Below are 26,865 nucleotides of genomic sequence, written 5' to 3'. Positions count from 1 at the left end.
TGTTGATGAAACCTAATGCACGTCGTTTGGCCCGTTCTTTGGCCGTTCAGGGAGTTTATAGCTGGCAGGTCAGCAAGAACCCTATTGGTGATATTGAACAGCAGTTATTGCTGGAACAAAACACCAAACATCTGGACGTGGGCTATTTCCAGGATATTTTGCGTGGTGTGGCTGTGAATCATCCTGTATTGGATGAAGCTGTAAAGCCGTTTTTAGACCGTCCATTTGAAGAAATTGATCTGGTCGAAAAAGCCATACTACGAGTATCAGCTTACGAGCTGAAATACCGTCTGGATGTGCCGTACAAGGTGGTGATCAACGAGGCCATCGAACTGGCAAAAGCCTTCGCGGCCGATGACAGCCACAAGTTTGTCAACGGCATACTTGATAAAGCCGTTAAACGCCTGCGAACCGAATAAAAAATGGAGAGCCGGCGTAAGTCGGCTTTTTTATGGGTGAATTTGAGTTAATTCAACGTTGTTTTGCCGAAGCGGGCCGTAAACGCACGGACGTTGCCATTGGTATTGGCGATGATGGTGCTGTTGTGCAGGTGCGTGACGGCTGTGATCTGGTGATCACCACCGACAGCATGGTCGAAGGCATCCATTTTTTCCCGGACGTCGATCCGCGTTCGCTTGGGCATAAATTGGTGGCAGTCAATGTCAGCGATTTAGCTGCCATGGGCGCTGAACCCTGCTGGTTATCTTTAGCTTTAACTTTACCTAAAGTCGATGAAGACTGGTTGCTAGCTTTTGCCGAAGGATTAAGTGAAACGGCGGATTATTACAATTGCCAGCTGATTGGCGGCGATACCACCCGTGGGCCTTTAAGCTTAACCATGATTGCCAAAGGCTTAGTGCCTAAGGGCAAAGCCATTACCCGTGCCGGGGCGCAAAACGGTGACTATCTGTATGTAACAGGCACTTTGGGTGATGCGGCTTTAGGTTTACAACTGGTGCAAAACAAAGTTGAGATCAGCAAAAAACACCGGGCTCATATACTGCAACGTTTTCATTACCCAACGGCCCGTGTCGCTTTAGGTCAGGCGCTGCGTAATATCGCCAGTTCTGCTATGGATGTTTCCGACGGTCTTGCAGGCGATTTACCTCATATTTTACGTCGCTCCAAAGTAGGAGCTGTGGTCGATGTCAGCAAGCTGCCGATGTCGCAGGCGTTAAAAGACAGCTGCAGCGCAGAACAAGCATTGCAATATGCCTTGTCCGGTGGTGAAGACTACGAACTGTTGTTCACCGTACCGGAAAATCGCCGTGGTTCGCTGGAAGTGTTGTTATCTCCTTATGGCGTGCCTGTGACCTGCATTGGCCGTATTACCGGTGCTGTGGGTAAACTGGAGTTTAAACAGGGCGAATTGCCCTTTGTATACCAGCATCAAGGCTTTGAGCACTTTTAATGACATCTCCTCAAAAATCCGATCCTAAATTTGACTTGAGAAAGTGGACCCATTTTCTCGCTTTGGGTTTTGGTTCTGGTCTGGCACCAAAAGCACCCGGTACTTTTGGTACTTTGGCGGCTTTACCTTTAATTTATCTGCAGTCTTTAGTGAGCCCTCAGCTTGCGTTGGTTTGGGTCTTGTTCGCTTTTGTGCTGGGCTGCTATGTTTGTGGTCAGACAGCCAAAGATATTGGTGAACATGATCACGGTGCTATCGTCTGGGATGAAGTTGCAGGTTATAGTTTGGCCATGTGGTGTATTCCGTTTGAATGGCAATACCTGTTGGCTGGTTTTTTACTCTTCCGCTTTTTTGATATCGTCAAACCCTGGCCTATTCGTTTGCTGGATAAAAAAATCCACGGCGGTTTTGGCATTATGATTGACGATATGTTGGCTGGTTTCTTTAGCTGGCTGATCCTCTTCGCGCTGGTGCAGTGGCAAGCTTTTAGTTAATATAAATTTTTCCCTGCAAAGCGGTGATCTTTGTGCGTTTTTCGCTTCTGGTTTTTTTAGCCTTTTTTTCTGTAGCCGCAGTCGGCCAGAGCCAGTCTGGTTCTATTTATGATTTTGATATCAAACACTGGAACAGTGCCGACGGCCTGTCGTCGAATTCCGTTCGGGCGATCAGCCAGGACCAATTGGGTTATTTGTGGGTTGGTACTTTATACGGTTTAAATCGTTTTGACGGCCATCATTTCACCCAGTTCAGTACTAAAACAAGCCGCCAGCTTGCCAGCAACTCCATTAATAAACTCTTGTTGGATCAACAAGGTTATATGTGGGTGGGCACTAAAGCTGGTTTATCTGGTTTTAATCCACAAACTTTGAAGTTTGATCGATACCCTATTTTGGCTGAAGTGACCTCTATAGTGCAGGTGGCTCCGGATGAAATATGGGTGGCCGCCGAAAATTTATTTAAAGTAAAACAAGGCAAAGTCAGTCGTATCCGTAGCATTAAAGAATCAGTGGTACAGATGGAAATGGCTGGTGACTCAGTATTAATCAGCACGACCAGATATTTATATAAACTGAGCCCACAGAGTGAAATCCAGCAGATCCCCTTACCTGATGAACTGCAACAACATCCCTTATACGATTTAAGCTGGTTTAACGATACCTTGCATTTCGCCAGTGAGTCAGGATATTTCCATCTGGATAAAACACAACAGGTGGTTCGCTGTGATATTCATGGTGTGGATAATTCAGCCATTTATAAATTGTTCAGAGACAGCTCAGGCAATGACTGGATATCAGGGTACAACAAGTTGTATCACCGTCATGCCGGACAAAAATGGCAACACATCAGTGCAGAGGAACTGGGCAGCTCGCCTTGGTTCAGTGATATTTTTGAAGACAGAGACAACAACATTTGGTTGGCGAGTTTCAGCGAGGGTTTATACCGGGCTTCTCCCGGAAAAATGCGCCGTGTGGTCGGTGTAGGCCAGCAGGATATGGTAGTGCGCAGCGTGCGCTATTCTGCTCGTTTAAACAGCCTTTTGGTCGCTACACAAACCAATGTCGGATTGTTAAAAGCCGATCAGCATTTTGTCGAGCTGGTGGATCATCAATCGCTGGGTCAAAGTACAGTCTATGATTTTTACGACAGGAGTAATCAGCTGTGGCTGGGTACTGACAATGGTTTACTGCTGTATAACTTTGACGATGCCAAAGTCAGCCGACCTTTTAAAGAGTTGGCAACTGCCTCTATTCGTGTGGTGCAGCCTCACGCCGAGTCCGGCTTATGGTTTGGTGGTGCCAGTGGCTTGTACCATTATGATGGTGAAACACTGAAAGCCGCTCCTTTTAATTCGGATCTGGAATCAGCTTTTGTCACCGTTATTGAAAATCAAGGCCAGGATTTACTGATCGGAACGACCAGCGGTTTGTATTGGTATCAGCAGGAAAAACTCAACAGGGTAGGATTAGGCACTCCTTTATTCGGCGCTTATATCACCAGTGTTTTAACCTTGGCTGATCAACAAATGCTGGTGGCTACGCTGGACGATGGTTTGTTTATCAAAAACCCACAAGGGCAATGGCGGCAGTATGACAGCAGCAATGGTTTGCCTTTGGATCCGGTGATCAGTTTATGGTACGACAGAGATACTGATTATCTGTGGGCCAGCAGCTTAAAAGGTGTGTTCAGATTTAAGCCCAGGTCGGAGAAAAATGGTAATCAGCCACTTAACTTTGAACTGATTTTGTCACCTTATGACAGGCAATTGGGCACTGCACCAGGCCGCTGTTGTAATGGCGCTGGTCACAGCAAAGTGGCGAAATGGCAGGATCAGCTATGGTATCCAAGCTTAAAGGGGCTGGTGGCAGTGCCTTTACAATTGGCTATGGCTCCAGACAGGCTGCTGCAACCTTTATTGCAGGATGTTGTCGGTCAAAATTCATACCGCTTATTGCCCGATCAGAATCAGTTGGTGCTGGAAACCTCAGACCGCAATATCAGTATCCGCTACAGTGCGCTGGAGTTTATTAAAGCCAATGCCATTGAGTTCCGTTATCAGCTTAAGGGTTTTGATCAGGAATGGCAGCAAGTGGGTCAGCGACGTGAGGCTATTTATACCAATTTGCCACCTGGCAGTTATCAGTTTGTCGTGCAGGCCCGCTATTCCAGCCAGGGCTGGACGGATCAACAGCAATTAAAACTGGATTTGGTGGTGCCGAGATTATTCACTGAAACTGTGGTGTATCAAGGCTTGTGGGCCTTGTTAGTGATCCTCGCTTTGTATGGTCTGGCCTGGCTATGGCGCCGCAATGCTGTGATGCAACAGCAAGAGCTGAGTAAACTGGTGCGTCTACGCACTGCAGAGCTGGAAAACAGCAACTCACGTTTGAGTGAGCTGAATGAACAGCTGTCGCAACTGACTCACAAAGACACTTTAACTGGCCTTAGAAACCGCCGCTTTTTGTTTGAGCAATTACCCAAAGACGTGGAGCAGTATCAGCACAACAGAGACGCCATGCTGCAACAGGGCAAGTGTATAGCACTGCTGCAACTAGATATGGATAATTTTAAGTCCATCAATGATTTATACGGCAATAGCGCAGGGGACAGTGTACTGCAGCAAATCAGTGGTTTGTTGTTACGTGAAAGCCGTGGAGCCGACTATGTGGTGCGATATGCCGGTGAGCAGTTTGTCCTGGTGCTGCGAGACGTTGAATTTGCCACAGTACGTGATTTTGCATTGCAGTTGAATCAGTTGGTAGCACAAGCTCATTTCCAGATCCCTGACGGGCGAACTGCGTCTTTGACCTGTTCCATTGGCTACAGTTGCTTCCCGCTGGAGTTGTTAGGCGGGCAACTGATTTCGTGGGAGATTTCATTACAGTTGGCAGAAATTGCTTTAAGTAAAGTAAAAGAATCAGGTCGCAATGGCTGTGCTACTTTAGGTTTTGACCCGCAAGTAGACGCCTTTGAATTTGAGGATTCAGGTCTTATTGATATGCAGATTGAAAAACTATTGGCCGATGGTCTGGCTTGGTTTGAAGTAAAAAGCTACCGACCTTAGCCGTCGTCCTTGAAGCCGCAGCTTTGTTGCCTGCGCTGCTCGCCAGAATTGAATTGGAATTTGAGACGGGCGGGTGGTAGGGGCTGGGCTTGTCCCCGCCCTTTCTACCCGCCCCTACAGTAGGAAAGGATTAACGACTAAGAAAAGCTTCAACTTTTGCCTGAATACCGACACAGTCTAAACCAAGTTCGGCGTAGATCTGCTCCTGAGTACCATGCTTGATAAAAATATCAGGCAAACCGATATTTAAAAGCTTCACAGGCAACTGCTCTGCAATGCAGTATTCATTCACCGCAGAACCTGCGCCACCCATCAAGGCATTGTCTTCAATAGTGACAAAATGACTATGAGTTTTGCTTAATTCTGTCAGCAACTGCTGATCCAGAGGTTTAACAAAACGCATATCCACCAAAGTGGCGTTTAATTGCTCTGCTACTGTATGGCAAGCCTGTAATAAAGGGCCAAACGCCAGTAAGGCCACTTTTTCACCCTGACGGCGAACCAGACCCTTACCTAAAGCCAATTCGCTCATGACGGTCTCTGGTGCTTCACCATTGCCGCTGCCCCGAGGATAACGCACCGCGGCAGGACCTTTGTGCTGATAGCCGGTATACAACATCTGGCGGCATTCATTTTCGTCCGAAGGCACCATAATCAGCATATTCGGAATACAGCGCATAAAACTTAAATCGAATGAGCCCTGGTGAGTAGGGCCATCGGCGCCTACAACACCAGCGCGGTCTATGGCAAATAATACATCCAGGTTCTGGATTGCAATGTCGTGAATAAGCTGATCGTAACCGCGTTGCAGAAAGCTGGAATAGATAGCCACTACAGGTTTTAAGCCTTCAATCGCCATACCTGCAGCTAAAGTCACCGCATGTTGTTCTGCAATAGCCACATCAAAATAACGCTCAGGGTAATTCTTTGAAAACTGGACTAAATCTGAGCCTTCGCGCATAGCTGGTGTAATGCCCTGCAGCTTCGGATCAACAGCTGCCATATCGCAAATCCACTGACCAAAAATATTGGAAAAGGTGGCTTTCCCGGCTTTTTTCGCCGGTTGACACTGGGCCGCAGGGTCAAATTTACTGACCGCATGATAACCAATAGGGTCTTGCTCTGCCGGTAAATAGCCTTTGCCTTTTTTGGTCACTACATGCAGTAATTGCGGGCCTTTGAGGTTACGCATATTACGAATAGTATCAGCCAGGCCTGTGACATCATGGCCATCAATAGGCCCTATATAGTTAAAGCCCAGTTCTTCAAAGAAAGTACCAGGGGTGACCATGCCTTTAAAATGTTCTTCAGCGCGGCTGGCTAATTGATGCAAAGGCGGAACACCACTTAAAATCTTTTTGCCGCCTTCACGCAGGCTGGTATAAAAATTACCGGATAAAATGCGGGCAAAGTAACGATTCAGCGCTCCGACATTTTCAGAAATCGACATTTCGTTGTCGTTTAAAATCACCAGCATATCGGGTTTGACTTCACCTGCATGGTTCAGCGCTTCAAAAGCCATACCAGCAGTAATAGCGCCATCGCCAATCACAGCCACAACTTTACGGTTTTTTTGTTCAGCACGGGCCGCTATCGCCATGCCCAAAGCGGCACTGATGGATGTGCTGGAATGGCCCACACTTAAGGTGTCGTATTCACTTTCTTCCCGCCAAGGAAAAGGGTGCAGGCCATCTTTCTGGCGAATGCTGTGCATTTGATCGCGGCGGCCTGTCAGAATTTTATGCGGATAAGCCTGATGACCCACATCCCAAATCAGCCGATCAAAAGGGGTGTTATAGACATAATGCAAAGCAACTGTCAGTTCGATAGTGCCAAGACCTGAGGCAAAATGGCCACTGCTTTGGCTGACTGTTTTTAACAAAAATGCTCTTAATTCGTCGCTGAGTGCGGGCAGTTGGTCCTGCGGTAACTGGCGCAGTTCTGCAGGCCAGTTGGCTTTTTGCAGCAAAGGGAAATCGTGACTAGCTCGTGTCATGAGAATGCCTGTATTAAAACTGTCGGGCAATAACGTACCGGGCCAACGCCACCAGTTCGTCCGTTGCATAAGGGAGTTCACGCAAAGCGGCTAAAGCCTCTTCAACCAATAATTGTGCTTTTTGTCTGGCTTGTTCCAGGCCTAATAACGCCGGGTAAGTGGCTTTATTGGCTTTTTGATCTGAGCCTGCGGTTTTACCCAGCACTTGAGTGTCGCCTTCGATATCCAGAATGTCGTCCTGCACCTGAAAGGCTAATCCTATGGCTCTGCTGTAGCGCACCAATGCGTCTAAATGAGCTGCATTATCTACTGGACTGGCCAGATAAGCAAAACGCACTGAACATTCAATTAAAGCGCCGGTTTTTAATTGGTGCATCTGCTCCAAAGCTTCAACCGACATTTTCTGATTGGTATGAGCCAAATCAATAGCCTGACCACCGCACATACCGTTGTACCCTGCATGCAGCGCCAGTTGTTGCACCATAGCGAGAACACGTTGTGCCGACACCTGTTGGTAGTCATGACTACTTAATAGTTCAAAAGCGAAGGTCTGCAATGCATCGCCAGCCAAAATAGCGCTAGCTTCATCAAAAGCTTTGTGACAGGTCGCTTTACCACGACGTAAATCGTCATTATCCATGGCTGGTAAATCGTCATGGATTAAAGAATAGGTATGCAAGGCTTCAATAGCTGCCGCAGGGCCATCTAAATCCGCTAAAGAAGCGCCCAACATCTGACCACAGCTATAGACTAAAAAAGGCCTCATACGTTTGCCACCCAGCAGCAAGCTGTAGGCCATGGCCTGATGCAGGCGTGGGTCGGTCAGCGGTTTTTTTTCTAATTGGTGTTGCAGCACCTGTTCCAGCCTTTGCTGGTGCGAGGTTAAAGAAACTAACGTCAAATCATTCACCTTCACTTGTCACAAAAGGTTCCAGCTGGTCCTGACCTGCATCCTGGACTAATAACTGGACTTTTTGTTGTGCAGCCTGTAATTGCTGCTGACTGGTACGGGAGAGTTCGATACCACGTTCAAATTGTTGCAAGGCTTGATCAAGACTTAAGTCGCCTTGCTCCAGTTGCTGTACTATCTGTTCCAGCTCGGCAATACTTTGCTCAAAATGGCTGAAATCTGTTTTCTTTTTTGTCATATTTTCGCCTGATAATGGATGTCTGACCAAGCCCAGCGCGCTATTATGAGCAATCAGGACCGCATTGGGAAAGGATAAATTTGTTTGAGGCCTGAATTTATAGTTAACTATCCCATACTTTTGCCGATAACTCACTATAAGCTAAGATAAAACCAGCTCAATGCTGGTACAAAACCAAATATTTGCATTCAGTTTTCCGGGAGATACGCAGTGGATTTAGCAACCGTCATAGGATTAGTCGCGGTCATGGGCATGATGGGCTGGGCGATGTTTTTAAGCTCCAGCGGCAACATTGGCATGTTTTACGATTTTGTTTCGATCGTTATTGTATTTGGTGGCAGCCTGACTGCTGTGGTAATTAAGTTCACTTTTACTCAATTAGCAGACTCGATGAAAGCTGTGGGTAAAGCCTTTATGTTTAAAATTGAATCGGCAGAGGAGCTGATTGAAAAAGCGGTGCAATTGGCTGATGCGGCTCGTAAAGGTGGTTTTCTGGCATTAGAAGAAGCGGAGATCCCCAATGCCTTTATGCAAAAAGGCATTAATATGCTGGTCGATGGCCATGATGCCGATGTGGTGCGGGGCACTTTAGAAAAAGATATCGAATTAACCTATAACCGGCATAACACTGCTATTAATGTGTTTAAACAGTTAGGCGATTTAGGCCCGGCTATGGGCATGATAGGAACTTTGATTGGTCTGGTTGCCATGCTCTCCAACATGTCCGATCCAAAAGCGATAGGGCCAGCTATGGCAGTAGCGTTGTTGACGACTATGTACGGTGCTATTCAGGCTAACTGTATCTTTTTGCCATTGTCAGAAAAAATGGCGGTGCGTAATGAAGAAGAAAAAACCAATAATGAGCTTATTCTGGACGCCATCATGGGCATACAGGATGGGCAGAATCCTAAGGTTATTGAAGGCATATTGCGTAATTACCTTGCCGCTAAAAAACGTGAGCCAGCTGCTCCGGCTGCAGAGTAGGAGTTTGTATGGCAAAGTGTCCAAAGTGTCCACCACCGGGTTTACCAGCTTATATGGGAACCTTTGCTGATCTGATGGCGCTTTTGATGTGCTTCTTTGTTTTGTTGCTGTCCTTCTCCGAAATGGACGTGCTGAAATTTAAGCAAATCGCAGGTTCAATGCAGTTTGCTTTTGGTGTGCAAAATAAAATTGAAGTGAAAGACATCCCCAAAGGCACCAGTGTCATTGCGATGGAGTTCCGTCCAGGCCGCCCTGATCCAACCCCTATTGATACCATTCAACAGCAAACCGTGGAAATGACGCAGCAAATGCTGAATTTCCAGGCGGGTAAAGAAGACGAAGCCGGAGGCAGACAAGAACAGCGGGAAGATAAAACCGGTGGCCAGTCTACCAGTACCGAAGAAGAACCTATGGATACGGTTGCAGCTGCTGCTGAGTTACAGGAACAGACCAATGAGCTGCTGAAAAAAATTGCTGAGCAACTGGAAAAACAAATTATGGATGGCGCTATAGAGCTTGAATCTTTAGGCCAGCAAATCATTATCCGTATTCGTGAAAATGGCTCTTTTCCGTCAGGCTCTTCGTTTTTACAGCCGAGATTTAAACCTATTATTCAGAACATCGGTGCTTTATTAAAAGATGTGCCTGGTGAAATCACTGTGTCAGGGCATACGGATGCCGAGCAAGTGGCAGATGAATTACACAGCAATAACTGGGATTTGTCAGCTCAGCGTGCGGTGTCAGTGGCGTCTGAAATGATTAAAGCGCCTGGTTTTGATAAAAACCGTCTGGTCGTGGTGGGGCATGCTGAAACCCGTCCTTTGGTGCCCAACGACAGTGAAAGTAACAAAAGACGAAACCGCCGGGTAGAAATTTCTATTATGCAGGGTAAGCCGAAAGAGTCAGAGCCTATTAGCCTCGAACCTGCTGCTCAAGGCACGCCTAATCAATAAACACAGCAACAATAAAAGCTAAACTGTTGATGCAAGGCGCGCTATAATTCGCGCCTTTATTTTTTAGCGAGCTTTACCTGATGGAATTTTTAGTCAAACTGCACCCGGAAATATCGATTAAAAGTAAATCGGTTCGGAAACGTCAGACCATGCTTTTAGAGCAAAATCTGAAGACCATTTTGTTGCGGTTAGACCCATCCGTTACTGTTAAAAATAATTACGATCATTTACTGGTGCAAACGGCGTCCGACAGTCCTAAATTGCGCCAGCAGATGATTGACCATTTGGCCTGTATTCCCGGCATAGTGCAGTTTATGGAAATGCAGTCTGGCACTTATAGCTCTTTGCACGATATTTTTGAGCAAGTCAAAACTGTGTTTAGCCAAAGATTGGAAGGCAAAAGCTTTTGTGTGCGGGTAAAACGCACTGGTGATCATGAATTTAGCTCCCTTGAAGCCGAGCGTTATATTGGTGGCGGCTTAAATCAGCATATTCCTTCGGCTCGTGTGCAACTAAAGAACCCTGCGGAAGTCGTTCGTGTAGAGATTAAACGTGATCAGTTGATTATCGTCAGCCAGGTATTTGAAGGCATGGGCGGTTTTCCTTTGCCAAGCCAAACTGATGTGTTGTCTTTAATTTCTGGTGGTTTTGACTCAGCTGTAGCCAGCTACCTGATGATCCGCAAAGGTTTGCGTACTCATTACCTGTTTTTTAATTTAGGTGGTGCAGCACATGAAACCGGTGTGCGGCAGATGGCGTTTTATCTGTGGCAAAAATTCAGCTTGTCGCACAAGGTAAAATTTATCAGTGTTGATTTTGCGCCTGTAGTGACTGAAATTCTGAAAAAAGTCGACAATGGTCTGATGGGCGTCATACTCAAGCGCCAGATGATGCGCGCTGCTGCTATTGTGGCTGAGCGTTTAGGCGTTCAGGCGATAGTGACAGGGGAGAGTGTGGGCCAGGTCGCCAGTCAGACTATCGCCAATTTAAGTGTGATAGATAAAGCCACTGACACCCTGGTGTTGCGTCCGCTGATTTATCAGGATAAGCAAGAAATCATCGATTTAGCCCGTAAAATTGGCGCTGAAGATATGGCCAAAACTATGCCAGAGTATTGTGGTGTTATTTCGAATAACCCTACGGTCAATGCAGACTTAAACAAAGTACTATTGGCTGAACAGCAATTGAATTTGGTGGCGTTGGAACAACTGGCGTTGGATGCGAACGTGCTGGATATTCGCACTGTTGAGTTTCAGGCAGAGCAGCAAATCAGCACTGTGCTGGACGAAAGCGCTATGGCCGCCGACGCTATTATTCTGGATATTCGTGCGCCGGATGAAGTGGATGTGAAACCTTTAACCGGGGTCAGCCATCAGCTGCAGTTATTGCCATTCTACAAGCTGGCCAGTCAGTTTAGTCAGTTGGATCAAACACAACAGTATTATTTGTACTGTGAACGTGGCGTGATGAGCCGTCTGCAGGCATTGTTGCTGACCGAGCAGGGTCATACCAATGTTGGGGTTTATCGCGGCGATTTTTGAAGCAGCAACTGATAAATCGCCTGATGGGCAGGCAGTTGCAGTTGATGCTGCTCTGCCTGTTTCAGCACAAAGCCTGTAATGTAATCCAGTTCTGAACGACGGCCTTTAGCGAAATCCTGCTGCATAGAGGAATAATTATCGGCCGTTTGCTTTATCACCAAAGCTACTCTTTGCTCTATAGCTTCAATGCTAACCTCTTGGCCAGATGCTTTTGCAAGGAGCACAAACTCTTCAATCAAGAGCCGAATAGCTGCAGCGTATTTTATATTCTCAAGCTCGCCATTTTTACATTGGTGTAATGCGGTGAGCGGATTAATCACTGCATTCACTGCCAGTTTTAGCCACAGTGCCGGCCAGATATCCTCCAACACTGTGAATGGGCCTAAAGCAGCTTGCATAGCTTGTTCAACCTCCAGCTGTTGCGCCAGAGCGGCTTGATTTAATGCACCTGACACCGATTGTCCCATGCCACTATGGACCACTGTTGCATCATCAGATTTAAAAGCACCATGACTGGTGCTTAAAAACCACAATCCCTGGCTGGGTTTCAGCAGTGGCAGCACCTGTTCTATGGTACCCATGCCATTATGGCTCAGTACCAGTTGGGCATTGTCAGCTAGTAAGGGGAGCAACTGGTGCAAGGCATCCAGAACTGCATAGGCTTTGACGGGTAAAAGAACATAAGAATAAGGCGGTTGTGCCTGATGTGGCAGATGGATCTGTTGCGAAACAGCTGCAGACTGGAAAACAAATTGAAAAGGGCCGTTCACACGACGATGCAGTTGCACCGGATAACCAGCCCTGTAAAGCCTTGCTGCCGCCAGAAGGCCAATAGCACCTTCACCTACGACAGTCCAAAGCGGACGCTCTATTGAGTGCGGTTGCGCCATTTTTTTACAGCGAAGTAGCAGAGATAAAATGCAGTCATGCCCAGAACATCTGCAACCCAATCCATCAACTCTGCTCGACGATAACTGGTCAGGTAATTTTGCAGGAACTCAATAGCGACACCATACCCAGCCATAATCACGACGGCTTGCCATAATTTAGGTTTGTAGCTCCATTGCAACAGAGCGGTAAGGCAGAAAAAGACCAAAAAGTGCAGATGTTTGTCGTAGCTATTAAGGTTCAGACCGCTGCTTTTTACTTCCATCAGAAAGCCATAAGTAGCCCCGGTAAACACCAACAAACAAATCGCATGGTAAAGATGACGCTTCACAAGATACTCTTCTTTAAAAGACCTGCCCGGATTGTATCAGTTTTAAGGTGATAATCTCCAGCCTGAAACCAACAGCCTCTTTTTGCCTTTATTCGACATCCAAAGAGTGATCAACAAGAAGTACTGGACACTGTGGATAATTTCAACAGTGAATTGGCAACCTGCTTTTACTTTCGGGGTGTTCAGGCCAGTAATGAGTTAAAAAATAAGCAAGTCAGCATCACAGCTAAAACTGCATTTCAGTGACAACAAATGATCGAAATTTTTTTGTTCAGAGCGATAAAAGCTTGATTGTAGCTTAGCTGACCAAAATCAGGCTTTGTGAGCTTTTAGGAGGAGCTACCGTTTTTGCGGTTCGGTGTCTCCTCCTGTTAAAGCTTTTGCTTAGACCTATGGAGAACGAACTTAGTCTCTGAAGTTCTTAAACTGAAACGGCTGACCCAAGTCGCTTGTTCTGACCAACTGCATCACAGCTTGCAAGTCATCGCGCTTTTTACCTGTGACACGCAGCTCTTCTCCCTGAATAGCCACTTGTACTTTAATACTGCTTTCTTTAATCAGTTTAATGACCTTTTTTGCTATCTCTTTGTCGATGCCTTGCTTGATGCTGACATGGCGCGTTATGTATTTGCCGTGACGATCTTCTTTTTCAATTTTGAAACTACTGACGTCCAACTGAAGTTTGCTTGCCTTGGTGGCAAAAATATCAAACAGCTGCATAACTTGCTGATCCGCTTCTGCAGTGAGTTCTATGTGCTCTTTATTCATCTCAATTTTGGCATCAACGCCCCGAAAATCGAATCGGGTTTCAAGCTCGCGTTTTGCGTTCTCAACTGCGTTTTTTGCTTGGTTCATATCAATTTCTGAAACAATATCAAATGAAGGCATGGTGTTCTCTTTTTTTCCATTGAAATTTATGAAGCCATTATAAGCTAAAGAATCCAGGGAGCGAACCCATCTGCAGCTAATTACAAGCTGTTTGCAGGCAGAGTTTAACGAAGAGCCAAAACGTCAGGCTATTTACATCGAACGACAAAAGCAGACGTCTGGATTTCTGTTGACTTTCATATTGCCGCCGCTACACTGACCCCGCGTTTTTCAGGTGCCCATAGAATGTGATCCACATTTGAGGGTGAAACGGGAATCTGGTGAAAATCCAGAGCTGCCCCCGCAACGGTAAAACAACAGAGAGCTTTGCTCTGGCTTTAATCAAACCACTGTCTTGGGATGGGAAGGGATTAAAGTAACTATTGAAAATAGTCTGCTGTCAGCCCGGAGACCGGCCTGAAAAGTTCATTCACTATTCAGGACGCGGTGGGCGTCTTTGGGAGACATCATGTTTAAAAAATCTATGCTGGCGACAGTAGTCGTTGGCCTGCCTGCTTTTATATTTACCGCCCAAGCTGACGACAGCTCAGACGATCCACTGGAACATATCAGTGTTTATGCAACCCGTCAGGCTCAGCCTGTGCATCAGATTTTATCCTCAGTCACCGTCTTAGACCGTGAGCAAATTGAGCAGGCTCAGGTGTCTGATCTGCCTGCTTTGCTGCGCCAGGTGGCAGGTGTGCAAATCAGTCGTTCTGGTGGTAAAGGCCAAACCAATACCTTATTTCTGCGTGGGGGCGCGGCAGGTCATACACTAGTATTGATCGATGGTGTTCGTGCTGGTTCAGCCACTTTGGGCTATGCCTCTTTAGCTGAACTATCTTTGCAGCAGATTGAGCAAATTGAAGTAATTAAAGGGCCAAAAGCTGCCTTATATGGTTCAGATGCTTTAGCCGGTGTGATTGCCATTACCACTCGTAAAGCGGACAACACTTCAGTGCAATTAAAAACCGGTCGTTATCAAAGCCATGAAGCCGACATTGCGACCAGCCAGACTTATGGCGCGTTAAAAGTTCGCAGTAATTTAGGCTGGTCGGATAGTGAAGGTTTTGATGTAAGGCCTGGTACTCAAGCGGACCGAGATGGTTTTGATCAGCACTACGGTAAATTGGGCGCAGAATACAACACAGCTTATGGCGTATGGTCTGCGGATCATAATGTGCTGCGAAGCCGTGCTCACTATGATTTTGATCCAGCATGGGGGCCTGGTGCTGATCAGGTTGAGACAAGAACCAATCAAAGTCGTTTGGGCTGGGCTTTAGACAGTGATAATTCAAAACAGAAACTAAGTCTGTCCCAGAACCAGACCGAAGATCTAAACTGGGGAGAAGACAGCCCGCTCAGCCTGTTTGAAACAAAGCGGCGGGAGCTTGACTACCAATACAGCCGTCAACTGACTCAAAGCTTAACGGTGTTAACTGGCGTGAATTGGTATCAGGAAGATGTGTCAGGTAGCGATTTGGGCTATGAGGTAGATTCTCGTATCAATAAAGCTATTTTTGCCGGTGTCAGTTATCAGTCCGGAGCCTGGTTGGCTAATGTCACTGGCCGTCATGATAAACAAAGTCAGTATGGTCATGCTGACACCTATGAAGTGGGTTTGGGTTATCAGTTAACAAACGAGCTATTAGTTCGTGCCAGCAGAAGCAGTGCGTTTAAAGCGCCGAGTTTTAACGACTTGTATTATCCTTTGAGTGGTAATGCTGATTTAGCACCTGAAACTGCAACTTCAGATGAATTGGGTCTTCGCTACCGCACCGGCGATTTACAGATTGAAAGCTCGGTCTATCAGCAAAATGTGACTAACCTGATCCAGTGGGCTCCTGTGGCTGATGGCAACTGGGTACCACAAAACGTCGGTGAAGCTAAAATCAAGGGCGCTGAGCTGAGCGTCAGTCACAACTGGCAGCAACTGCATCAGCAACTGGCTTACAGCTATACGGACGCAAAAGATAAAACCACAGGCGCCGCTCTGATTAAACGCTCTAAGCACACAGTGCATTGGCAGGGCGCTTATCAATGGCAGGACTGGCGGGTATTTGTCACCTCTGACTATCAGAGCGACTTCCGGACAGGTGATTTTGCGATTCCACAACTGGGGGGGTACACCTTGTGGGGCGCTGGTGTGAGTTATGAGGTAAGTCATAGTTTGCAAGTTGCAGCCAAAGCAGACAACCTGACCAATAAAGATTATCTATACCTGCCAGGTTACGCCACTGCAGGTGCTGAATGGTCGCTGCGTTTAAACTGGACCCCTGATATTTAATATCCTGTTTTAATCTGAAGGGCAAAGTCTTGGCTTTGCCCTTTTTTATTTCTGATTAAGCCTTCAATAAAGTCACAAAAGTCTGGCGGAATTTAGCCAGTTTGGGTGTGATTAAAAACTGACAGTAAGGCTGGCTGGTGTTCTGCCAATAATAGCCTTGATGATAGGACTCCGCCGGATAAAAAGTACTGGCTGGGCTGACCTCTGTCACTATAGGTAAATCAAATAGTGGCTGTGCTGCGCTGATAGATGCAAGCGCCTGTTGCCGTTGCAGTTCTGAGTGATAAAACACAGCTGAACGGTACTGAGTGCCGATGTCGTTGCCTTGTCTGTTGAGCTGAGTCGGGTCGTGCAAGAACCACAACACCTGCAACAACTGCTCAAAACTCACGTGCGCAGGGTCGAACTCCAGCTGTACTACTTCGGCATGACCGCTGGTTCCTGTGCACACCTGACGATAATCCGGGTTTAATGTCTGGCCGCCCATATAACCGCTGACTGCCTTTTGTACTCCGTGCAGTTGATTGAACGCTGATTCAATACACCAAAAACAACCTGCGCCAAAGGTCGCAATTTCAGTTTGACTCATGGGGTGATGCTCCGTCATTGATCCTTAGCTTATGATACAGCGTAAATCTGTTACCAGTTCAAAAGAAAAGCGACGATGAAAAAAATAGCAGTTATAGGGGCGGGGCTGACAGGTGCAGCAGCGGCAGCGACGCTTATGGAACAGGGCTATCAGGTTACTGTGTTTGATAAAGGCCGTTCAGCAGGCGGGCGCATGAGCAGCAAAAGGACGGAACAGGGCTATCTGGATATGGGCGCTCAATATTTCACGGCCCGAAGCGAAGAATTTAAGCAGCAAGTTCAACTCTGGCTTGAGGCAGGTAAAGCAGGCGTCTGGGCGTGCAATACCGCGCTGTTGTGTAATGAAGATGGTCATTCATCCCTCAAAAATTCAACTGACGACCAAGCACGTTTTATCGGCATACCTTCGATGCAAAGCCCGTTAAATGCCTTATTGCAAGATATTCCTTTGATCACAAGTTGCAGAATTCAAAAGCTCGAACTTAGCCAGAAGCGCTGGACATTAGTTTGCGAGACGGGTTTAAGTTACACAGATTTTGATGCTGTGCTTTTGACTCTTCCTCCGGTTCAGGCTCAGCAATTACTGAAGCAAAGTCGGTTACCAGAGTTGTTTCATGATGCAACTACCTTGTTGGAACCTTGCTGGGCTGTCGCTATGCAGGCAGATGCATCGCCTGCAGGGGATGCTATTTTCTGCCAGCATCCAAAATTAAGATTCATTAGCCATCAGCAACACAAAACTGGGCGGAACTCCTGTTATATCCTGCATTTTAATGCAGCTTTCAGTGCTGAACACCTGCACAAGCCACCTGAGTTCTGGTTTGCTGAAGCGAGAGTCATTTTGAGTGAAGAACTGAAAATACAGCAAAATATTGAGCCTCTTGTGGCGCATCGTTGGCTTTATGCAAGCCAAAATGATCAGGTTCCAGCGCCAGGTTTAATTACTTTACCTGATCAACAACTCTGGATTGGTGGAGACTGGAGTTATGGCGGGCGTGTTGAAAATGCATATTTGGCTGGTTTAAAGCTGGCGCAGGCTATTATTCACAACTACAAGCTGCAACAGGAGACTGTATGAGTGCAGTACTTATCATTGGCGCCAGTAGTGCTATAGGTTCTGCTTTGGCACAACACTATCTGCAGCAGGGCGAGCAGGTGATTTGGTTATCCCGCTATGCCGCAGATTTTAGTGATCCTAAACTTCTGTTGATGACAGCGCCTGATTTGACGGATGCCACGGACTGGGCAAGGCATCAGGACTTTTTCAGTTCGGTGATCAACACATTGCAGCAGCATCAGGTGAGTCTTATGTTTAACTGTATTGGTTGGTTGCATCAGGGCGGCGAAGCCAAACTCTTGCCAGAAAAAAGCTTAAGCCAAAGCTCAGCACTGTTATTGCGCAAAACCTTGTTGCTGAATCTGGAGCTGCCGGTGTTTTATTTGCAAGGGCTCTGGCCCTACTTAACAAAAACGCCTCAGCTTCGTTATCTGCAATTGAGCGCTAAAGTGGGGAGTATCAGTGATAACCAACTGGGAGGCTGGTACAGTTACCGCTCTGCAAAAGCAGCGTTAAATCAATGGGTTAAAACAGCAAGCATAGAGCTGGAGCGCAGTAATAAAACGGCGGCCTTGGTTACTTTGCACCCGGGAACTACTGATTCTGCTTTATCTGCGCCTTTTCAGCGTAATTTACCACAAGGGCAGCTGAAAACTCCGGCCCAGACTGCTGCATACCTGGCTGCGGTTGCGCAACAGCTTCACTCAGAGCAAAGTGGCATGTTGCTGAATTGGGATGGCAGTGTTCTGAGTTTTTAACCCTTGCTGTTGGTTCAAGGCAGGGATAAGCTCAGCATTTAGGCTGTTTCAGCGAAGCGCTCGGATAAGGAATAAAAATGGGACTTTTTAGTGGTTTATTAGGCAATGCAGGTCAAATTGATTTAGCTGACGTTGAAGAAGAGTTCAACCAGATTTTATTACCAGACGAAAAATTGCAGCAAGCCTATAAAGTGATACGTGACCTGATCGTCTTTACTGACAAACGTTTGATATTGGTCGATAAACAAGGGATCACGGGCTCTAAAAAAGAATTTATGTCGATACCTTATCGCTCTGTAGTGCGGTTCAGCGCTGAAACTAAAGGCCACTTTGATCTGGAATCTGACTTACATATCTGGTTAAGCAGTACAGACACGCCTATTACTAAAACCTTTAACAAAGACGGCTCCATTTTAGATGTACAAAAAGCGCTGGCTTTGTATTGCTGCCGTTAACCGCTTTATGAAATTCTTCAGAGTGCTCCGACGGGCTGTTGTGCTGCTGCTTGCGCTAAGCCTGTTTGGTTGCGCCTCAGCACCAAAACCAGAATTTAATGCTGTGGACCTGCCGGTAGAACTGTCAGAAAGCTCAGGGCTGCTTTGTATGGGCGATGAGTTTGTCAGCTTTAACGATTCCGGTGGTTTACCTGTGCTGTATCGTTTTAATGCTGCAGGGCAAATTCTGCAACAACTGGAATTGTCGGTAAGGAATATCGACTGGGAAGCCATTACCTCGGATGGTCAATTTTTGTACCTGGCTGATACGGGTAATAATGCGGGTAAACGTACCAGTGTATTGATCCACAAAATACCGCTGGATTGGCGTATGTTAAAGCAGCCTTATCAGCCTGTGACTTTGGAAATCACCTTGCCACAACAAGGTGCGCTAAAAGCATACCAGCACGATCTGGATTTTGAAGCTCTGGTCTATCAGCAGGGAGCTTTATGGTTGATCAGCAAAAGCTGGGCCAGCCAGCAGCCTCAGCGTTATCGGCTTGATCCCAGCTTAAAGTTTCAAGCGTTAGGGAAGGCTTTACCTTTACAAGCACCTGATTTTTTAGTCACAGACGCCAGCTTCAACAGCAGCACTGAACAATGGTGGCTGGTGGGCTATACCAATCCTTATAAAGCCATCTGGGCTTACATCACCAACTCAGGGTTTCAGGCGCAAATAGCCCGCTATGATGCACAGTTTCAATTACTGGAAGTGCAAACACTGCCAACTCAAGGTCAGGTAGAAGGGCTTTGTATTGACCAGTGGCAACAGATTTGGATCAGCGAAGAAGCGGGTAAACAAAAACCTGCACGTTTGATTAAAACCGGCTTAAGCAGTAGATAGGGTTATTTTTATAACCAGACGAGCTTGGTTTTGGACAAGACGCAAAGAAAAAAACTGGTCTTCACCACGTAAGACCAGTGTATAAACGGCTGGCTTCAAGGCTTAACTGAAACCAGCTTATCAGGAGTAGTTACAACAGCAAATAAAGTTACACTTTCACCGAAAACCGCAGTTCGCTGCCCGTATTGACGGCAACCGACTCAGTAATATCCTGATCTTCGGTGGTTTTATCAGGGTTTAAAATCATTTCACGGAATTTGGCAAAACCGTCCTGGATTAAGGAGTAGGTGCTGTCGATATCGTCAGACACTTTACCATTCAGTACACCCAAACCATCCAGAATACCGCGGGCATCTTCAAAACCTTTATCGACGCCACCGCCCACTAAGGCGATAAATTTATCCAGTCGTTCTTCTTCTGGCATATCCGGGTTTTGCTCAGAAAACTTTTGGTAAAAGGCTGTGGCAAAACCAACAATACGATCCGCAGTAGCTTGTGGTGAAGTATCCACACCGCTGCTTTTAATTTTTTCAGCCGCATTAGGGCCAAACTCGGCTTCCAGTTCGCTGTTAATGCCTTCAAGCGCCGTTTTATACAATAACCGCATCGAGTTATCGTCATCACCTGTGCTTAGCTTCAGCTGATTTTCCATAATAGTGGCATTCAGCTTTTGCTTATTCATCTGTGACGATTCATAGCCTGAAAGTTTTTTCTCTTCGGTCGTTTCAGTGGTTTCAGCAGCTTTGTTGGCTTGAGCCTGGGCTGCTGTATTTGACGAGCCGACACCGTTAACAGATGACATAACACACTCCCTTTGGGTGTTTGTGAGGTTCAGTATAGTTCTGACTAATCAGGCTATCGGCTTGTGCTTGAATAACTTTAGGACTTTTTGGCAAAAAATTGCCGGGTTTTATCGATGTCGGCGCAAAGTTGCCGCACGCCTTGTAGCATTCTGCTTGTGGTGCGGTGTACCAGATCTGAGTCAGGTTGGCTAAACTGTTGATATTTAACAGCAGGAATAGCAGGCCAACGGCTCCAGTCGAGTAAAGCGCGTGGCTCATTGACCGAAACAGGCTGAATAATCAGTTGCGGCTGACTGGCGACTACATGCTCTAAACTCACCTGCGGATAATCCCCAAGGGCAGTGGCAAAAGGGTTTGAGGCTCCACAAAGCTCCAGTTGTTGCTGTGGCCAGGCTTTTTGCGCCACGGTCGAAAATGGCTGCTGCCACAGCTCATAAAACACCACAACTTTTGTTTTAGTGCTGTAGCTCTGACGCAGCTCGGCCAGGCCTTGTTCCATCAACTGAGCTTGCTGTTCTGCAGCTTCCACTGCACCTGTAAGTTGCCCTAACACACGCAGCTCTTTGGCTATGTCTGTCAGTAGCAATGGGTTAGAGTCCACCACATTTAAACCAAACTGCCGCAGTTTATTTAAATCGGCCGGTGGATTGCCGTCAGTCCATGCCAAAATCAGATCCGGTTTTAACGCCAGAATTCTTTCAACCTTTAATTGAGCGTAATTGCCAACGCGTGGAATGTTTTTCGCCTGTTGCGGATAGTCGGCATGGTCAGTGGTGCCAACTATCTTGTCACCCACGCCAATGCTATACAGCTGCTCTACTAAATGCGGAGAGAGCGCAATAATACGTTGAGCGGGTTCGGCTTGTGCTTGTACTGCAAATAGCGCGCAGCAGCACAACATGCAACTTACTACATACCTTGCGGTATAAATCACCAATCCACTCCTTTTTGCACCTGGATGCCAGAGTCGAAAGCATGTTTGATGGACTGCACTTCACTGACTGTGTCGGCCATCTCTATTAAAGTTCGGTGAGCGGCGCGGCCTGTGATCACTACATGCTGAGTTGAGGGTCTGTTATTCAGTGCTTTGACCACTCTGTCCAAATCAATGTAATGGTAACTGACCATATAGGTCAGCTCGTCCAGCAGCACCAGTTGAATACTGTCGTCCTGTAAAAACTGTTCGGCTTTAGCCCATACCAGTTCTGCGGCGGCAATATCGGCGGCTCTGTCCTGAGTATCCCAGGTAAAACCTGTGTTCATCACGGCAAACTCAACACCGTGTTGCTGTAATAAATTGCGCTCACCACAGTCCCATGTGCCTTTAATAAACTGCGCTACGGCAGCTTTTAAACCATGTCCTACGGCGCGGGCCACTGTGCCAAAACCTGCGGTGGATTTACCTTTGCCATTGCCGGTGATTACTAACAATAAAGCTTTATCGGTGCTGGCGGCAGCGATTCGGCTATCAACTTGCTCTTTCAGTTTTTGCTGACGCTTTTTATGGTTTTGCTGTTTTACATCTGTTTTTTGTTCAGTCATGTCGTCTCTCTTTTGAAAAAATTAAAAGCCAGCGCCGCCAATACAGTGGATTTGCCATGGGCTTTGTTCGTTATAACGGCTGATCCGGCTGACGCTGCCATAAGCTATGGACAATTGCTGCAGCCAGTGGCTTTGTTTTAAGTCGATATTTAATAAGTTCGCCAGCAGCAGGCGGATCACACCGCCATGCACTAACCATAAAGTCTGCGGGTGCTGCTGCTCGTATTGAGAGCTGCTGTGCAATTCAAAAGCTCGTAAAACCCGTTGTTGAAAATGAGTTAAAGATTCGCCTTCAGGTGGCGTGATCGCAAAAGGCTGTTGCCAGAATTGTTGTTGCGCAGGCCAGTGCGGGCTTTGCTGATCAAAAGGCACTCCGTCCCAAAGACCAAAGTTCATCTCTCTTAAATCGGGCTCAATGCTCAGTTTCAGCTGTAAGCGCTTTGCCTGTGCTTCCGCACTTAAAAGGCAGCGTTGTAGTGGAGAACTCAGGATATGCTGATAAGACTGCGCACAGAGCCAATCAAGACAAGTAGGGGACTGCTGCTGAAGTTGCACATCAGTCCAGCCGTATAACGCAGCTGGGCCAGCAACAGGACCATGGCGCACTAAATCAATCTGCTGCATCAGCGCCTCGCTTTAAATAAAGGGGTAGGCCGGCTGCAACAAAAATCACGTTTTCACAGACTGTTGCCATCAACTGATTCAGCCAGCCTTGCTGATCAACAAAAATACGATTCAGCTCGCCGATAGGTACCAGCCCCATACCTACTTCGTTGCTCACCAGAATGAGCTTGCCATTGAACTGACTGACTGCATCAGCCAACTGCTGGCGTGCCAAAGCGAAATCCTGTTCTGGTTGGTGATACAGTTGATTATTCAGCCACAAGGTTAAGCAATCAACCAATACGGTCTGGCCTGAACCAGAAAGCTGTTGCAAGGCTTCAGCGAGTAACAAAGGGCATTCGAGTAAACGCCAGTCTTTGGGTCTTTGTTGCTGGTGCAGTTTTATTCTTTGGCTCATTTCGACGTCAAAAGCCGTGGCTGTGGCTATATAAGTGACTTGCTCTGATGTCTTCGCAATAGTTTCTGCCAGACTGGATTTACCACTTCGCGCGCCGCCTAAAATCAGTGTTTTTGTCATCCCTGCTGTCTCCACCAGATCAACCACACCAGATATAAACTCAGTTCAGTGACTTGTTGCGCTGCGCCTAACAAATCGCCGGTATAGCCTTGTAGTTGGCTGCGGTAATAAAAAAACAACAAAGCAAAACAGATCAATAAGGTAGCGAGAAGAGACAAGGCCAAAGACAAAGGCACAAAATATAAAAGGGGTAACACAAAAAGCCAGATCCAAATCAAGGCACGTTTTTGTAATGAAGTCGCGATAGGTTTGGTTTTACTGACGGCATCAAGCTGCTGATAAGGCAATACAAAAGTGACGCTGACTGCAGTGGCGCGCGATAATCCTGCCACCAGCACTAAAGCCCAGATGGCTTCTGTCTCCAAAGCCTGCAGGCTTTGCCATTTGATCAAAAAAATGGATAACAGCGCCACCAGACCATAAGTGCCCACTCTGCTGTCTTTCATGATCTCCAGCTTACGCTCAAGACTTAAACCACCGCCTAAGCCATCCGCAGTGTCGGCCAAACCATCTTCATGAAAAGCACCGGTCAGCACCAGGCCTGCCATTAAGGCCAGTAACACAGCAATAGAAAAGGGCAGCACCTGAGCTGTGCCAGCCAGAACCAAAGCTTGCAGGGCACCCAGTACTAGCCCCACTAAACTTAAATAGCGGCTGCTTTGATTCAATAGTTCCGGGCTGTAGGGGGTGGATGCGGGCACAGGAATTCGGCTGAAAAACGATAAAGCCAGGCAAAACAATTGCCATTGCTTGTATGGCCACTTCAGCAATAGCTCGATCACTCTGGCGCTCCATCTTCCACCACTTGAGTGACTCCAGCGTCGGCAAAACTGGCCATATCGTTGTAAAAACTGATGGCAGCTTTTAATAGTGGCACAGCCAAAGCCGCCCCTGTGCCTTCGCCTAAACGTAAACCTAAATCCAGTAACACAGTGGCGTTTAAAGCTTTTAGCACAGCCTGATGGCCAGCTTCAGCGCCTTGGTGAGCAAAAATTAAATAATCACGGCAATGTGGGGCGATCTGACAAGCCAATAAAGCAGCTACCGAGACTATAAAACCATCAATCAGCACAGGTTTTTTCAGCGCAGCAGCACCTAAAATAGCACCACAAAGCTGGACTATTTCAAAGCCGCCAAATTCAGCGAGTATCGACAGTGGCTCTTTTGTATAAGGCCGCTGCAACGCCTGCTTAATCAAAGCCTGTTTTAGTTCAAATTGTGCATCGCTGATGCCAGTGCCACGACCGACACAAGTTTCAACCGGCAAATCAGTGGCCGCCGCCAATAAAGCTGCAGCACTGCTGGTATTGGCGATACCCATTTCACCTAACAGCAGTAAATCACAGCCTGCCAGGATTTGTTGCCGCGCAACATGACGACCTAAAGCTAAACCTGCTTCAACCTGCGCCAGACTCATGGCTTGGCCTTGGCTGAAATCTGCGGTGCCGCAACCTAAAGAGTGTTGAATTAAGCCTGCAGCATCCGGCAGTGGCAGCAATATTCCTGCATCGACCACAAAAAGCTCAATGTCATTAGCACGGCAGAAACAGTTAGCAGCTGCGCCGCCTGCTAAAAAGTTCAACACCATCTGCTGAGTCACTGCGCTTGGCGCTATGCTGACGCCGTGGGTATTGATGCCATGATCAGCGGCAAAAATCAGCAGCACGGGTTTATTCAGCGATAAGCGGCTATTAGGGCTCTGCAGCAGGGCCAGCTGTAACGCCAAGGTCTCCAGCAGACCCAAAGCGCCGGCAGGTTTAGTTTTTAAATTAATACGCTGCTGTATAGCTGGCGTCGCCGTTTTATCTAAAGCAGGTATTTCAAATAACATAACAAGCGACTCCGTTTTCATCAGCATTTAACCGCGACGGTATTTAAATAACATGGATAAAAAGAACAGGCTGCCGATGGCTGAGGTAACCACTCCTATGGGCAATTCCTGCTCGGGTAATAGGCTGCGGGATAAGGTGTCCACACCTGTTAAAAACACTGCGCCCAGCCAGACTGAACCCAGTAACAAAGCCACGCTGGATAAGCCAAATAAAGAGCGTACCAGATGAGGGATCATCAAACCGACAAAGGCGATACCACCACAAAAAGCCACAATAGCAGCGCTGACGGCAGCACAAAGCAGCAAAATCACTAAACGTAAAGGCTGGACATTGACTCCTAAACTACGGGCGCTTTCGTCGCTTAATACCAAAGCGTCCAGTTGACGACGATACAACAAACCCAGCAGCAAGGTGATAAACACCAAAGGGCTGATAAAAGCGACATGAGTCAGACTGGCCTGACTTAAACTGCCCATCAGCCAAAACATCACGCGGTTGGCAGCAAAAGGTTCAGATAAATACAACAAGGTCGTCGTGATGGCACTGAGCATAAAGCTGACAGCCACGCCACAAAGCAATAAACTTTCCAGCCGCTGCCAGCGACTACTGGCACCTATAACCAACACCAGAAACACCGCCAGCAAAGCACCAAAAAAGGCGAACAGTGGCGTGAGCAATTGCCATTCGGGCACCACTATAGTGGCAATGGTGGCGCCTAAGGCAGCTCCTGAGACTATGCCAAATAAATAAGGATCAGCCAGTGGGTTACGGCTGGCATTTTGCAGTAAAGCCCCACAAAGAGCTAAACCAGCACCTGCCAGCAAGGCGAGTAGTAAACGAGGGAAACGCAGTTGCCACAGTACAGTCGATTGCATTTCATCTAAAGGGGATAAACCAAACAATGCGCTGATAGAAATAGGCACAGCACCTGTGCTTAATGCACAAAAGCACACCAGTAATAGCAAAGCTATTGCCAGCAACAGGCGCAAGGGCACAGGCAAGGCAGCTAATAACACTTTACTCATAAGTCGTCCTTATAACCAAAGCTAACCCGGGGACAATCACCAAAAGGGTTTTGATCGATTAAACAAGGAATACGGAACACCTCTGTCAGCAGCTCTTGAGTGAGCACCTGTTCTGCGGTGCCATCAGCCACCAGTTGACCTTTGTTCAGCAGCAACAAGCGGTCGCAGTACCGTGAAGCCAGGTTTAAATCATGAATACTGGCGATCACTGTAATAGAGAGCGCTTTGGCAATACGCAACACCTGATGCTGATAATACAAATCCAGATGGTTGGTGGGCTCGTCTAACAATAACAACAGAGGTTTTTGCATCACAGCGCGGGCCAATAACACCCGTTGTTGTTCACCCCCTGATAAATGGGCAAAGGAGTGACGCTCTTTATCTGCCAGCCCCACCAATTTCAGGCTTTGCTTTAACTGAAGCAGATCTTGTTCTGTATTGGTTTGCCACAAGGCTTTATGCGGAATAAGCCCCATCAGCACCACGTCGGCCACTGTTAAATCAAATAAAGGGCCGGATAACTGACTGACTAAGGCTACTTTGGCCGCAAGTTCAGACTGGTTAAAACTGCCAAGAGGCTGATTTTTAAACTTAATCTGGCCGGAAGATGGGTGATATTCTTTTTGCAGCAGTCGTAACAGACTGGTTTTTCCTGCGCCATTGGGGCCAAGCAAGCCAACAAATTGACCCTGCTCAATAGCAAAGGTCAGCTCAGTCAAAATCTGCTGCTGATCTATATGCAACTGCACCTGCAAAAATTCGACAACCGGGGTGTGGCCCACTGAAACGCTCCATTAAAAAACGGGCAGGGAC

General features: G+C 47.1%; 29 protein-coding genes and 1 riboswitch. Of the genes, 13 read left to right on the top strand and 16 right to left on the bottom strand.

Annotated elements, in window-relative coordinates; genetic code table 11:
* Positions 1 to 5: 5 nt before the first annotated feature.
* From nusB to LSG37_RS02915, 4 genes are read left to right on the top strand one after another with little or no spacing between them, the layout of a single operon-like run.
* On the top strand, positions 6 to 419 hold the full coding sequence (gene nusB, locus LSG37_RS02930; RefSeq protein WP_008898294.1) for a transcription antitermination factor NusB: 414 nt from the start codon (positions 6 to 8) through the stop codon (positions 417 to 419).
* Positions 420 to 451: 32 nt separating this feature from the next.
* Positions 452 to 1,411, top strand: a complete 960-nt coding sequence (thiL, locus tag LSG37_RS02925) for a thiamine-phosphate kinase (protein WP_233078359.1) — start codon at positions 452 to 454, stop codon at positions 1,409 to 1,411.
* Complete coding sequence (locus tag LSG37_RS02920; RefSeq protein ID WP_233078358.1) at positions 1,411 to 1,905, top strand: phosphatidylglycerophosphatase A family protein; 495 nt, start codon at positions 1,411 to 1,413, stop codon at positions 1,903 to 1,905. The genes thiL and LSG37_RS02920 overlap by 1 nt, the downstream gene beginning before the upstream one ends.
* Before the next feature lie 32 nt (positions 1,906 to 1,937).
* Positions 1,938 to 4,973 carry a diguanylate cyclase gene (locus LSG37_RS02915; protein WP_233078357.1) on the top strand — a complete coding sequence of 1,012 codons (3,036 nt, stop codon included), beginning with the start codon at positions 1,938 to 1,940 and terminating at the stop codon, positions 4,971 to 4,973.
* 130 nt (positions 4,974 to 5,103) lie between these two features.
* Here the strand turns inward: LSG37_RS02915 and dxs are convergent, their stop codons facing one another.
* From dxs to LSG37_RS02900, 3 genes are read right to left on the bottom strand one after another with little or no spacing between them, the layout of a single operon-like run.
* Entirely contained in the window at positions 5,104 to 6,969 is a 1,866-nt protein-coding gene (gene dxs, locus LSG37_RS02910; protein ID WP_233078356.1) for a 1-deoxy-D-xylulose-5-phosphate synthase, read from the bottom strand.
* A gap of 13 nt (positions 6,970 to 6,982) precedes the next feature.
* Positions 6,983 to 7,870, bottom strand: a complete 888-nt coding sequence (gene ispA / locus LSG37_RS02905) for a (2E,6E)-farnesyl diphosphate synthase (protein WP_233078355.1) — start codon at positions 7,868 to 7,870, stop codon at positions 6,983 to 6,985.
* 1 nt (position 7,871) lies between these two features.
* Positions 7,872 to 8,117, bottom strand: coding sequence for an exodeoxyribonuclease VII small subunit (locus LSG37_RS02900; protein ID WP_008898300.1), 246 nt, complete (start codon positions 8,115 to 8,117; stop codon positions 7,872 to 7,874).
* Between the two features lie 210 nt (positions 8,118 to 8,327).
* Between LSG37_RS02900 and pomA the strand changes: the two genes are divergently transcribed.
* The 3 genes from pomA to thiI all read left to right on the top strand — a co-directional run bounded on the left by pomA (position 8,328) and on the right by thiI (position 11,595).
* Positions 8,328 to 9,101, top strand: a complete 774-nt coding sequence (gene pomA / locus LSG37_RS02895) for a flagellar motor protein PomA (protein ID WP_233078354.1) — start codon at positions 8,328 to 8,330, stop codon at positions 9,099 to 9,101.
* An 8-nt stretch (positions 9,102 to 9,109) separates the two neighbouring features.
* Entirely contained in the window at positions 9,110 to 10,054 is a 945-nt protein-coding gene (locus LSG37_RS02890; protein ID WP_233078353.1) for a flagellar motor protein MotB, read from the top strand.
* 80 nt (positions 10,055 to 10,134) lie between these two features.
* Positions 10,135 to 11,595 (top strand): tRNA uracil 4-sulfurtransferase ThiI, encoded by a 1,461-nt coding sequence (gene thiI, locus LSG37_RS02885; protein ID WP_233078352.1) that lies wholly within the window; start codon positions 10,135 to 10,137, stop codon positions 11,593 to 11,595.
* On the opposite strand, the gene LSG37_RS02880 is transcribed toward thiI, so the two are convergent.
* Together LSG37_RS02880 and LSG37_RS02875 are read right to left on the bottom strand one after the other, a co-directional pair.
* Entirely contained in the window at positions 11,577 to 12,485 is a 909-nt protein-coding gene (locus LSG37_RS02880; protein WP_233078351.1) for a ketopantoate reductase family protein, read from the bottom strand. The two genes, thiI and LSG37_RS02880, sit on opposite strands and share 19 nt — an antisense overlap.
* Positions 12,464 to 12,814 carry a VanZ family protein gene (locus tag LSG37_RS02875; protein WP_233078350.1) on the bottom strand — a complete coding sequence of 117 codons (351 nt, stop codon included), beginning with the start codon at positions 12,812 to 12,814 and terminating at the stop codon, positions 12,464 to 12,466. The genes LSG37_RS02880 and LSG37_RS02875 overlap by 22 nt, the downstream gene beginning before the upstream one ends.
* A 90-nt stretch (positions 12,815 to 12,904) precedes the next feature.
* Between LSG37_RS02875 and LSG37_RS21360 the strand changes: the two genes are divergently transcribed.
* Positions 12,905 to 13,060, top strand: coding sequence for a nucleotide-binding YajQ family protein (locus LSG37_RS21360; RefSeq protein WP_366515541.1), 156 nt, complete (start codon positions 12,905 to 12,907; stop codon positions 13,058 to 13,060).
* A 159-nt stretch (positions 13,061 to 13,219) separates the two neighbouring features.
* On the opposite strand, the gene LSG37_RS02870 is transcribed toward LSG37_RS21360, so the two are convergent.
* The gene (locus LSG37_RS02870; RefSeq protein WP_269836442.1) at positions 13,220 to 13,702 is read right to left on the bottom strand and encodes a YajQ family cyclic di-GMP-binding protein; all 483 of its coding nucleotides are present in this window, start codon (positions 13,700 to 13,702) and stop codon (positions 13,220 to 13,222) included.
* Positions 13,703 to 13,897: 195 nt separating this feature from the next.
* Positions 13,898 to 14,116: riboswitch (cobalamin riboswitch) on the top strand.
* Positions 14,117 to 14,150: 34 nt separating this feature from the next.
* Between LSG37_RS02870 and LSG37_RS02865 the strand changes: the two genes are divergently transcribed.
* Positions 14,151 to 15,968, top strand: a complete 1,818-nt coding sequence (locus LSG37_RS02865; RefSeq protein ID WP_233078348.1) for a TonB-dependent receptor domain-containing protein — start codon at positions 14,151 to 14,153, stop codon at positions 15,966 to 15,968.
* 55 nt (positions 15,969 to 16,023) lie between these two features.
* Here the strand turns inward: LSG37_RS02865 and msrA are convergent, their stop codons facing one another.
* Positions 16,024 to 16,557 carry a peptide-methionine (S)-S-oxide reductase MsrA gene (gene msrA / locus LSG37_RS02860; RefSeq protein WP_233078347.1) on the bottom strand — a complete coding sequence of 178 codons (534 nt, stop codon included), beginning with the start codon at positions 16,555 to 16,557 and terminating at the stop codon, positions 16,024 to 16,026.
* A gap of 75 nt (positions 16,558 to 16,632) precedes the next feature.
* Between msrA and LSG37_RS02855 the strand changes: the two genes are divergently transcribed.
* The 4 genes from LSG37_RS02855 (at position 16,633) to LSG37_RS02840 (ending at position 19,709) form a co-directional block, all read left to right on the top strand.
* A complete protein-coding gene (locus tag LSG37_RS02855; RefSeq protein ID WP_233078346.1) occupies positions 16,633 to 17,634 on the top strand; it encodes an NAD(P)/FAD-dependent oxidoreductase in 1,002 nt (333 codons plus the stop codon).
* Positions 17,631 to 18,371 (top strand): SDR family NAD(P)-dependent oxidoreductase, encoded by a 741-nt coding sequence (locus tag LSG37_RS02850; protein WP_233078345.1) that lies wholly within the window; start codon positions 17,631 to 17,633, stop codon positions 18,369 to 18,371. The genes LSG37_RS02855 and LSG37_RS02850 overlap by 4 nt, the downstream gene beginning before the upstream one ends.
* Before the next feature lie 77 nt (positions 18,372 to 18,448).
* On the top strand, positions 18,449 to 18,826 hold the full coding sequence (locus LSG37_RS02845) for a PH domain-containing protein (protein ID WP_233078344.1): 378 nt from the start codon (positions 18,449 to 18,451) through the stop codon (positions 18,824 to 18,826).
* Positions 18,789 to 19,709 carry a hypothetical protein gene (locus tag LSG37_RS02840; RefSeq protein WP_233078343.1) on the top strand — a complete coding sequence of 307 codons (921 nt, stop codon included), beginning with the start codon at positions 18,789 to 18,791 and terminating at the stop codon, positions 19,707 to 19,709. Before LSG37_RS02845 ends, LSG37_RS02840 begins: the two co-directional genes overlap by 38 nt.
* 148 nt (positions 19,710 to 19,857) lie before the next feature.
* Here LSG37_RS02840 and LSG37_RS02835 read toward each other — a convergent pair whose 3' ends face one another.
* The 9 genes from LSG37_RS02835 to LSG37_RS02795 all read right to left on the bottom strand — a co-directional run bounded on the left by LSG37_RS02835 (position 19,858) and on the right by LSG37_RS02795 (position 26,834).
* A complete protein-coding gene (locus LSG37_RS02835; RefSeq protein ID WP_233078342.1) occupies positions 19,858 to 20,511 on the bottom strand; it encodes a DUF5610 domain-containing protein in 654 nt (217 codons plus the stop codon).
* Between the two features lie 77 nt (positions 20,512 to 20,588).
* Positions 20,589 to 21,446 (bottom strand): cobalamin-binding protein, encoded by an 858-nt coding sequence (locus LSG37_RS02830; protein WP_233078341.1) that lies wholly within the window; start codon positions 21,444 to 21,446, stop codon positions 20,589 to 20,591.
* Positions 21,443 to 22,054, bottom strand: a complete 612-nt coding sequence (cobO, locus tag LSG37_RS02825) for a cob(I)yrinic acid a,c-diamide adenosyltransferase (protein WP_233078340.1) — start codon at positions 22,052 to 22,054, stop codon at positions 21,443 to 21,445. Before cobO ends, LSG37_RS02830 begins: the two co-directional genes overlap by 4 nt.
* 21 nt (positions 22,055 to 22,075) lie before the next feature.
* Positions 22,076 to 22,678, bottom strand: a complete 603-nt coding sequence (locus LSG37_RS02820; RefSeq protein ID WP_233078339.1) for a histidine phosphatase family protein — start codon at positions 22,676 to 22,678, stop codon at positions 22,076 to 22,078.
* A complete protein-coding gene (cobU, locus tag LSG37_RS02815; protein WP_233078338.1) occupies positions 22,665 to 23,195 on the bottom strand; it encodes a bifunctional adenosylcobinamide kinase/adenosylcobinamide-phosphate guanylyltransferase in 531 nt (176 codons plus the stop codon). The genes LSG37_RS02820 and cobU overlap by 14 nt, the downstream gene beginning before the upstream one ends.
* Entirely contained in the window at positions 23,192 to 23,977 is a 786-nt protein-coding gene (locus LSG37_RS02810; RefSeq protein WP_233078337.1) for an adenosylcobinamide-GDP ribazoletransferase, read from the bottom strand. The genes cobU and LSG37_RS02810 overlap by 4 nt, the downstream gene beginning before the upstream one ends.
* Positions 23,974 to 25,026: a nicotinate-nucleotide--dimethylbenzimidazole phosphoribosyltransferase gene (gene cobT / locus LSG37_RS02805; RefSeq protein ID WP_233078336.1), complete on the bottom strand. Its 1,053-nt coding sequence runs from the start codon at positions 25,024 to 25,026 to the stop codon at positions 23,974 to 23,976. The genes LSG37_RS02810 and cobT overlap by 4 nt, the downstream gene beginning before the upstream one ends.
* Before the next feature lie 27 nt (positions 25,027 to 25,053).
* On the bottom strand, positions 25,054 to 26,052 hold the full coding sequence (locus LSG37_RS02800) for a FecCD family ABC transporter permease (RefSeq protein ID WP_233078335.1): 999 nt from the start codon (positions 26,050 to 26,052) through the stop codon (positions 25,054 to 25,056).
* Positions 26,049 to 26,834 carry an ABC transporter ATP-binding protein gene (locus LSG37_RS02795; RefSeq protein ID WP_233078334.1) on the bottom strand — a complete coding sequence of 262 codons (786 nt, stop codon included), beginning with the start codon at positions 26,832 to 26,834 and terminating at the stop codon, positions 26,049 to 26,051. The genes LSG37_RS02800 and LSG37_RS02795 overlap by 4 nt, the downstream gene beginning before the upstream one ends.
* Between the last annotated feature and the right edge of the window lie 31 nt (positions 26,835 to 26,865).

Source organism: Rheinheimera soli (assembly GCF_021290985.1).
In the GTDB taxonomy this organism is placed as follows: domain Bacteria; phylum Pseudomonadota; class Gammaproteobacteria; order Enterobacterales; family Alteromonadaceae; genus Pararheinheimera; species Pararheinheimera soli.
This window is presented reverse-complemented; position numbering and strand designations above follow the sequence as displayed.

Coding starts and splice junctions, on each gene's coding strand:
- nusB (WP_008898294.1), top strand. CDS start 6: ATGAAACCTAATGCACGTCGTTTGGCCCGTTCTTTGGCCGTTCAGGGA.
- thiL (WP_233078359.1), top strand. CDS start 452: ATGGGTGAATTTGAGTTAATTCAACGTTGTTTTGCCGAAGCGGGCCGT.
- LSG37_RS02920 (WP_233078358.1), top strand. CDS start 1,411: ATGACATCTCCTCAAAAATCCGATCCTAAATTTGACTTGAGAAAGTGG.
- dxs (WP_233078356.1), bottom strand. CDS start 6,969: ATGACACGAGCTAGTCACGATTTCCCTTTGCTGCAAAAAGCCAACTGG.
- LSG37_RS02900 (WP_008898300.1), bottom strand. CDS start 8,117: ATGACAAAAAAGAAAACAGATTTCAGCCATTTTGAGCAAAGTATTGCC.
- LSG37_RS02890 (WP_233078353.1), top strand. CDS start 9,110: ATGGCAAAGTGTCCAAAGTGTCCACCACCGGGTTTACCAGCTTATATG.
- thiI (WP_233078352.1), top strand. CDS start 10,135: ATGGAATTTTTAGTCAAACTGCACCCGGAAATATCGATTAAAAGTAAA.
- LSG37_RS02880 (WP_233078351.1), bottom strand. CDS start 12,485: ATGGCGCAACCGCACTCAATAGAGCGTCCGCTTTGGACTGTCGTAGGT.
- LSG37_RS02870 (WP_269836442.1), bottom strand. CDS start 13,702: ATGCCTTCATTTGATATTGTTTCAGAAATTGATATGAACCAAGCAAAA.
- LSG37_RS02865 (WP_233078348.1), top strand. CDS start 14,151: ATGTTTAAAAAATCTATGCTGGCGACAGTAGTCGTTGGCCTGCCTGCT.
- msrA (WP_233078347.1), bottom strand. CDS start 16,557: ATGAGTCAAACTGAAATTGCGACCTTTGGCGCAGGTTGTTTTTGGTGT.
- LSG37_RS02855 (WP_233078346.1), top strand. CDS start 16,633: ATGAAAAAAATAGCAGTTATAGGGGCGGGGCTGACAGGTGCAGCAGCG.
- LSG37_RS02850 (WP_233078345.1), top strand. CDS start 17,631: ATGAGTGCAGTACTTATCATTGGCGCCAGTAGTGCTATAGGTTCTGCT.
- LSG37_RS02845 (WP_233078344.1), top strand. CDS start 18,449: ATGGGACTTTTTAGTGGTTTATTAGGCAATGCAGGTCAAATTGATTTA.
- LSG37_RS02840 (WP_233078343.1), top strand. CDS start 18,789: ATGTACAAAAAGCGCTGGCTTTGTATTGCTGCCGTTAACCGCTTTATG.
- LSG37_RS02835 (WP_233078342.1), bottom strand. CDS start 20,511: ATGTCATCTGTTAACGGTGTCGGCTCGTCAAATACAGCAGCCCAGGCT.
- cobO (WP_233078340.1), bottom strand. CDS start 22,054: ATGACTGAACAAAAAACAGATGTAAAACAGCAAAACCATAAAAAGCGT.
- LSG37_RS02820 (WP_233078339.1), bottom strand. CDS start 22,678: ATGCAGCAGATTGATTTAGTGCGCCATGGTCCTGTTGCTGGCCCAGCT.
- cobU (WP_233078338.1), bottom strand. CDS start 23,195: ATGACAAAAACACTGATTTTAGGCGGCGCGCGAAGTGGTAAATCCAGT.
- cobT (WP_233078336.1), bottom strand. CDS start 25,026: ATGTTATTTGAAATACCTGCTTTAGATAAAACGGCGACGCCAGCTATA.
- LSG37_RS02800 (WP_233078335.1), bottom strand. CDS start 26,052: ATGAGTAAAGTGTTATTAGCTGCCTTGCCTGTGCCCTTGCGCCTGTTG.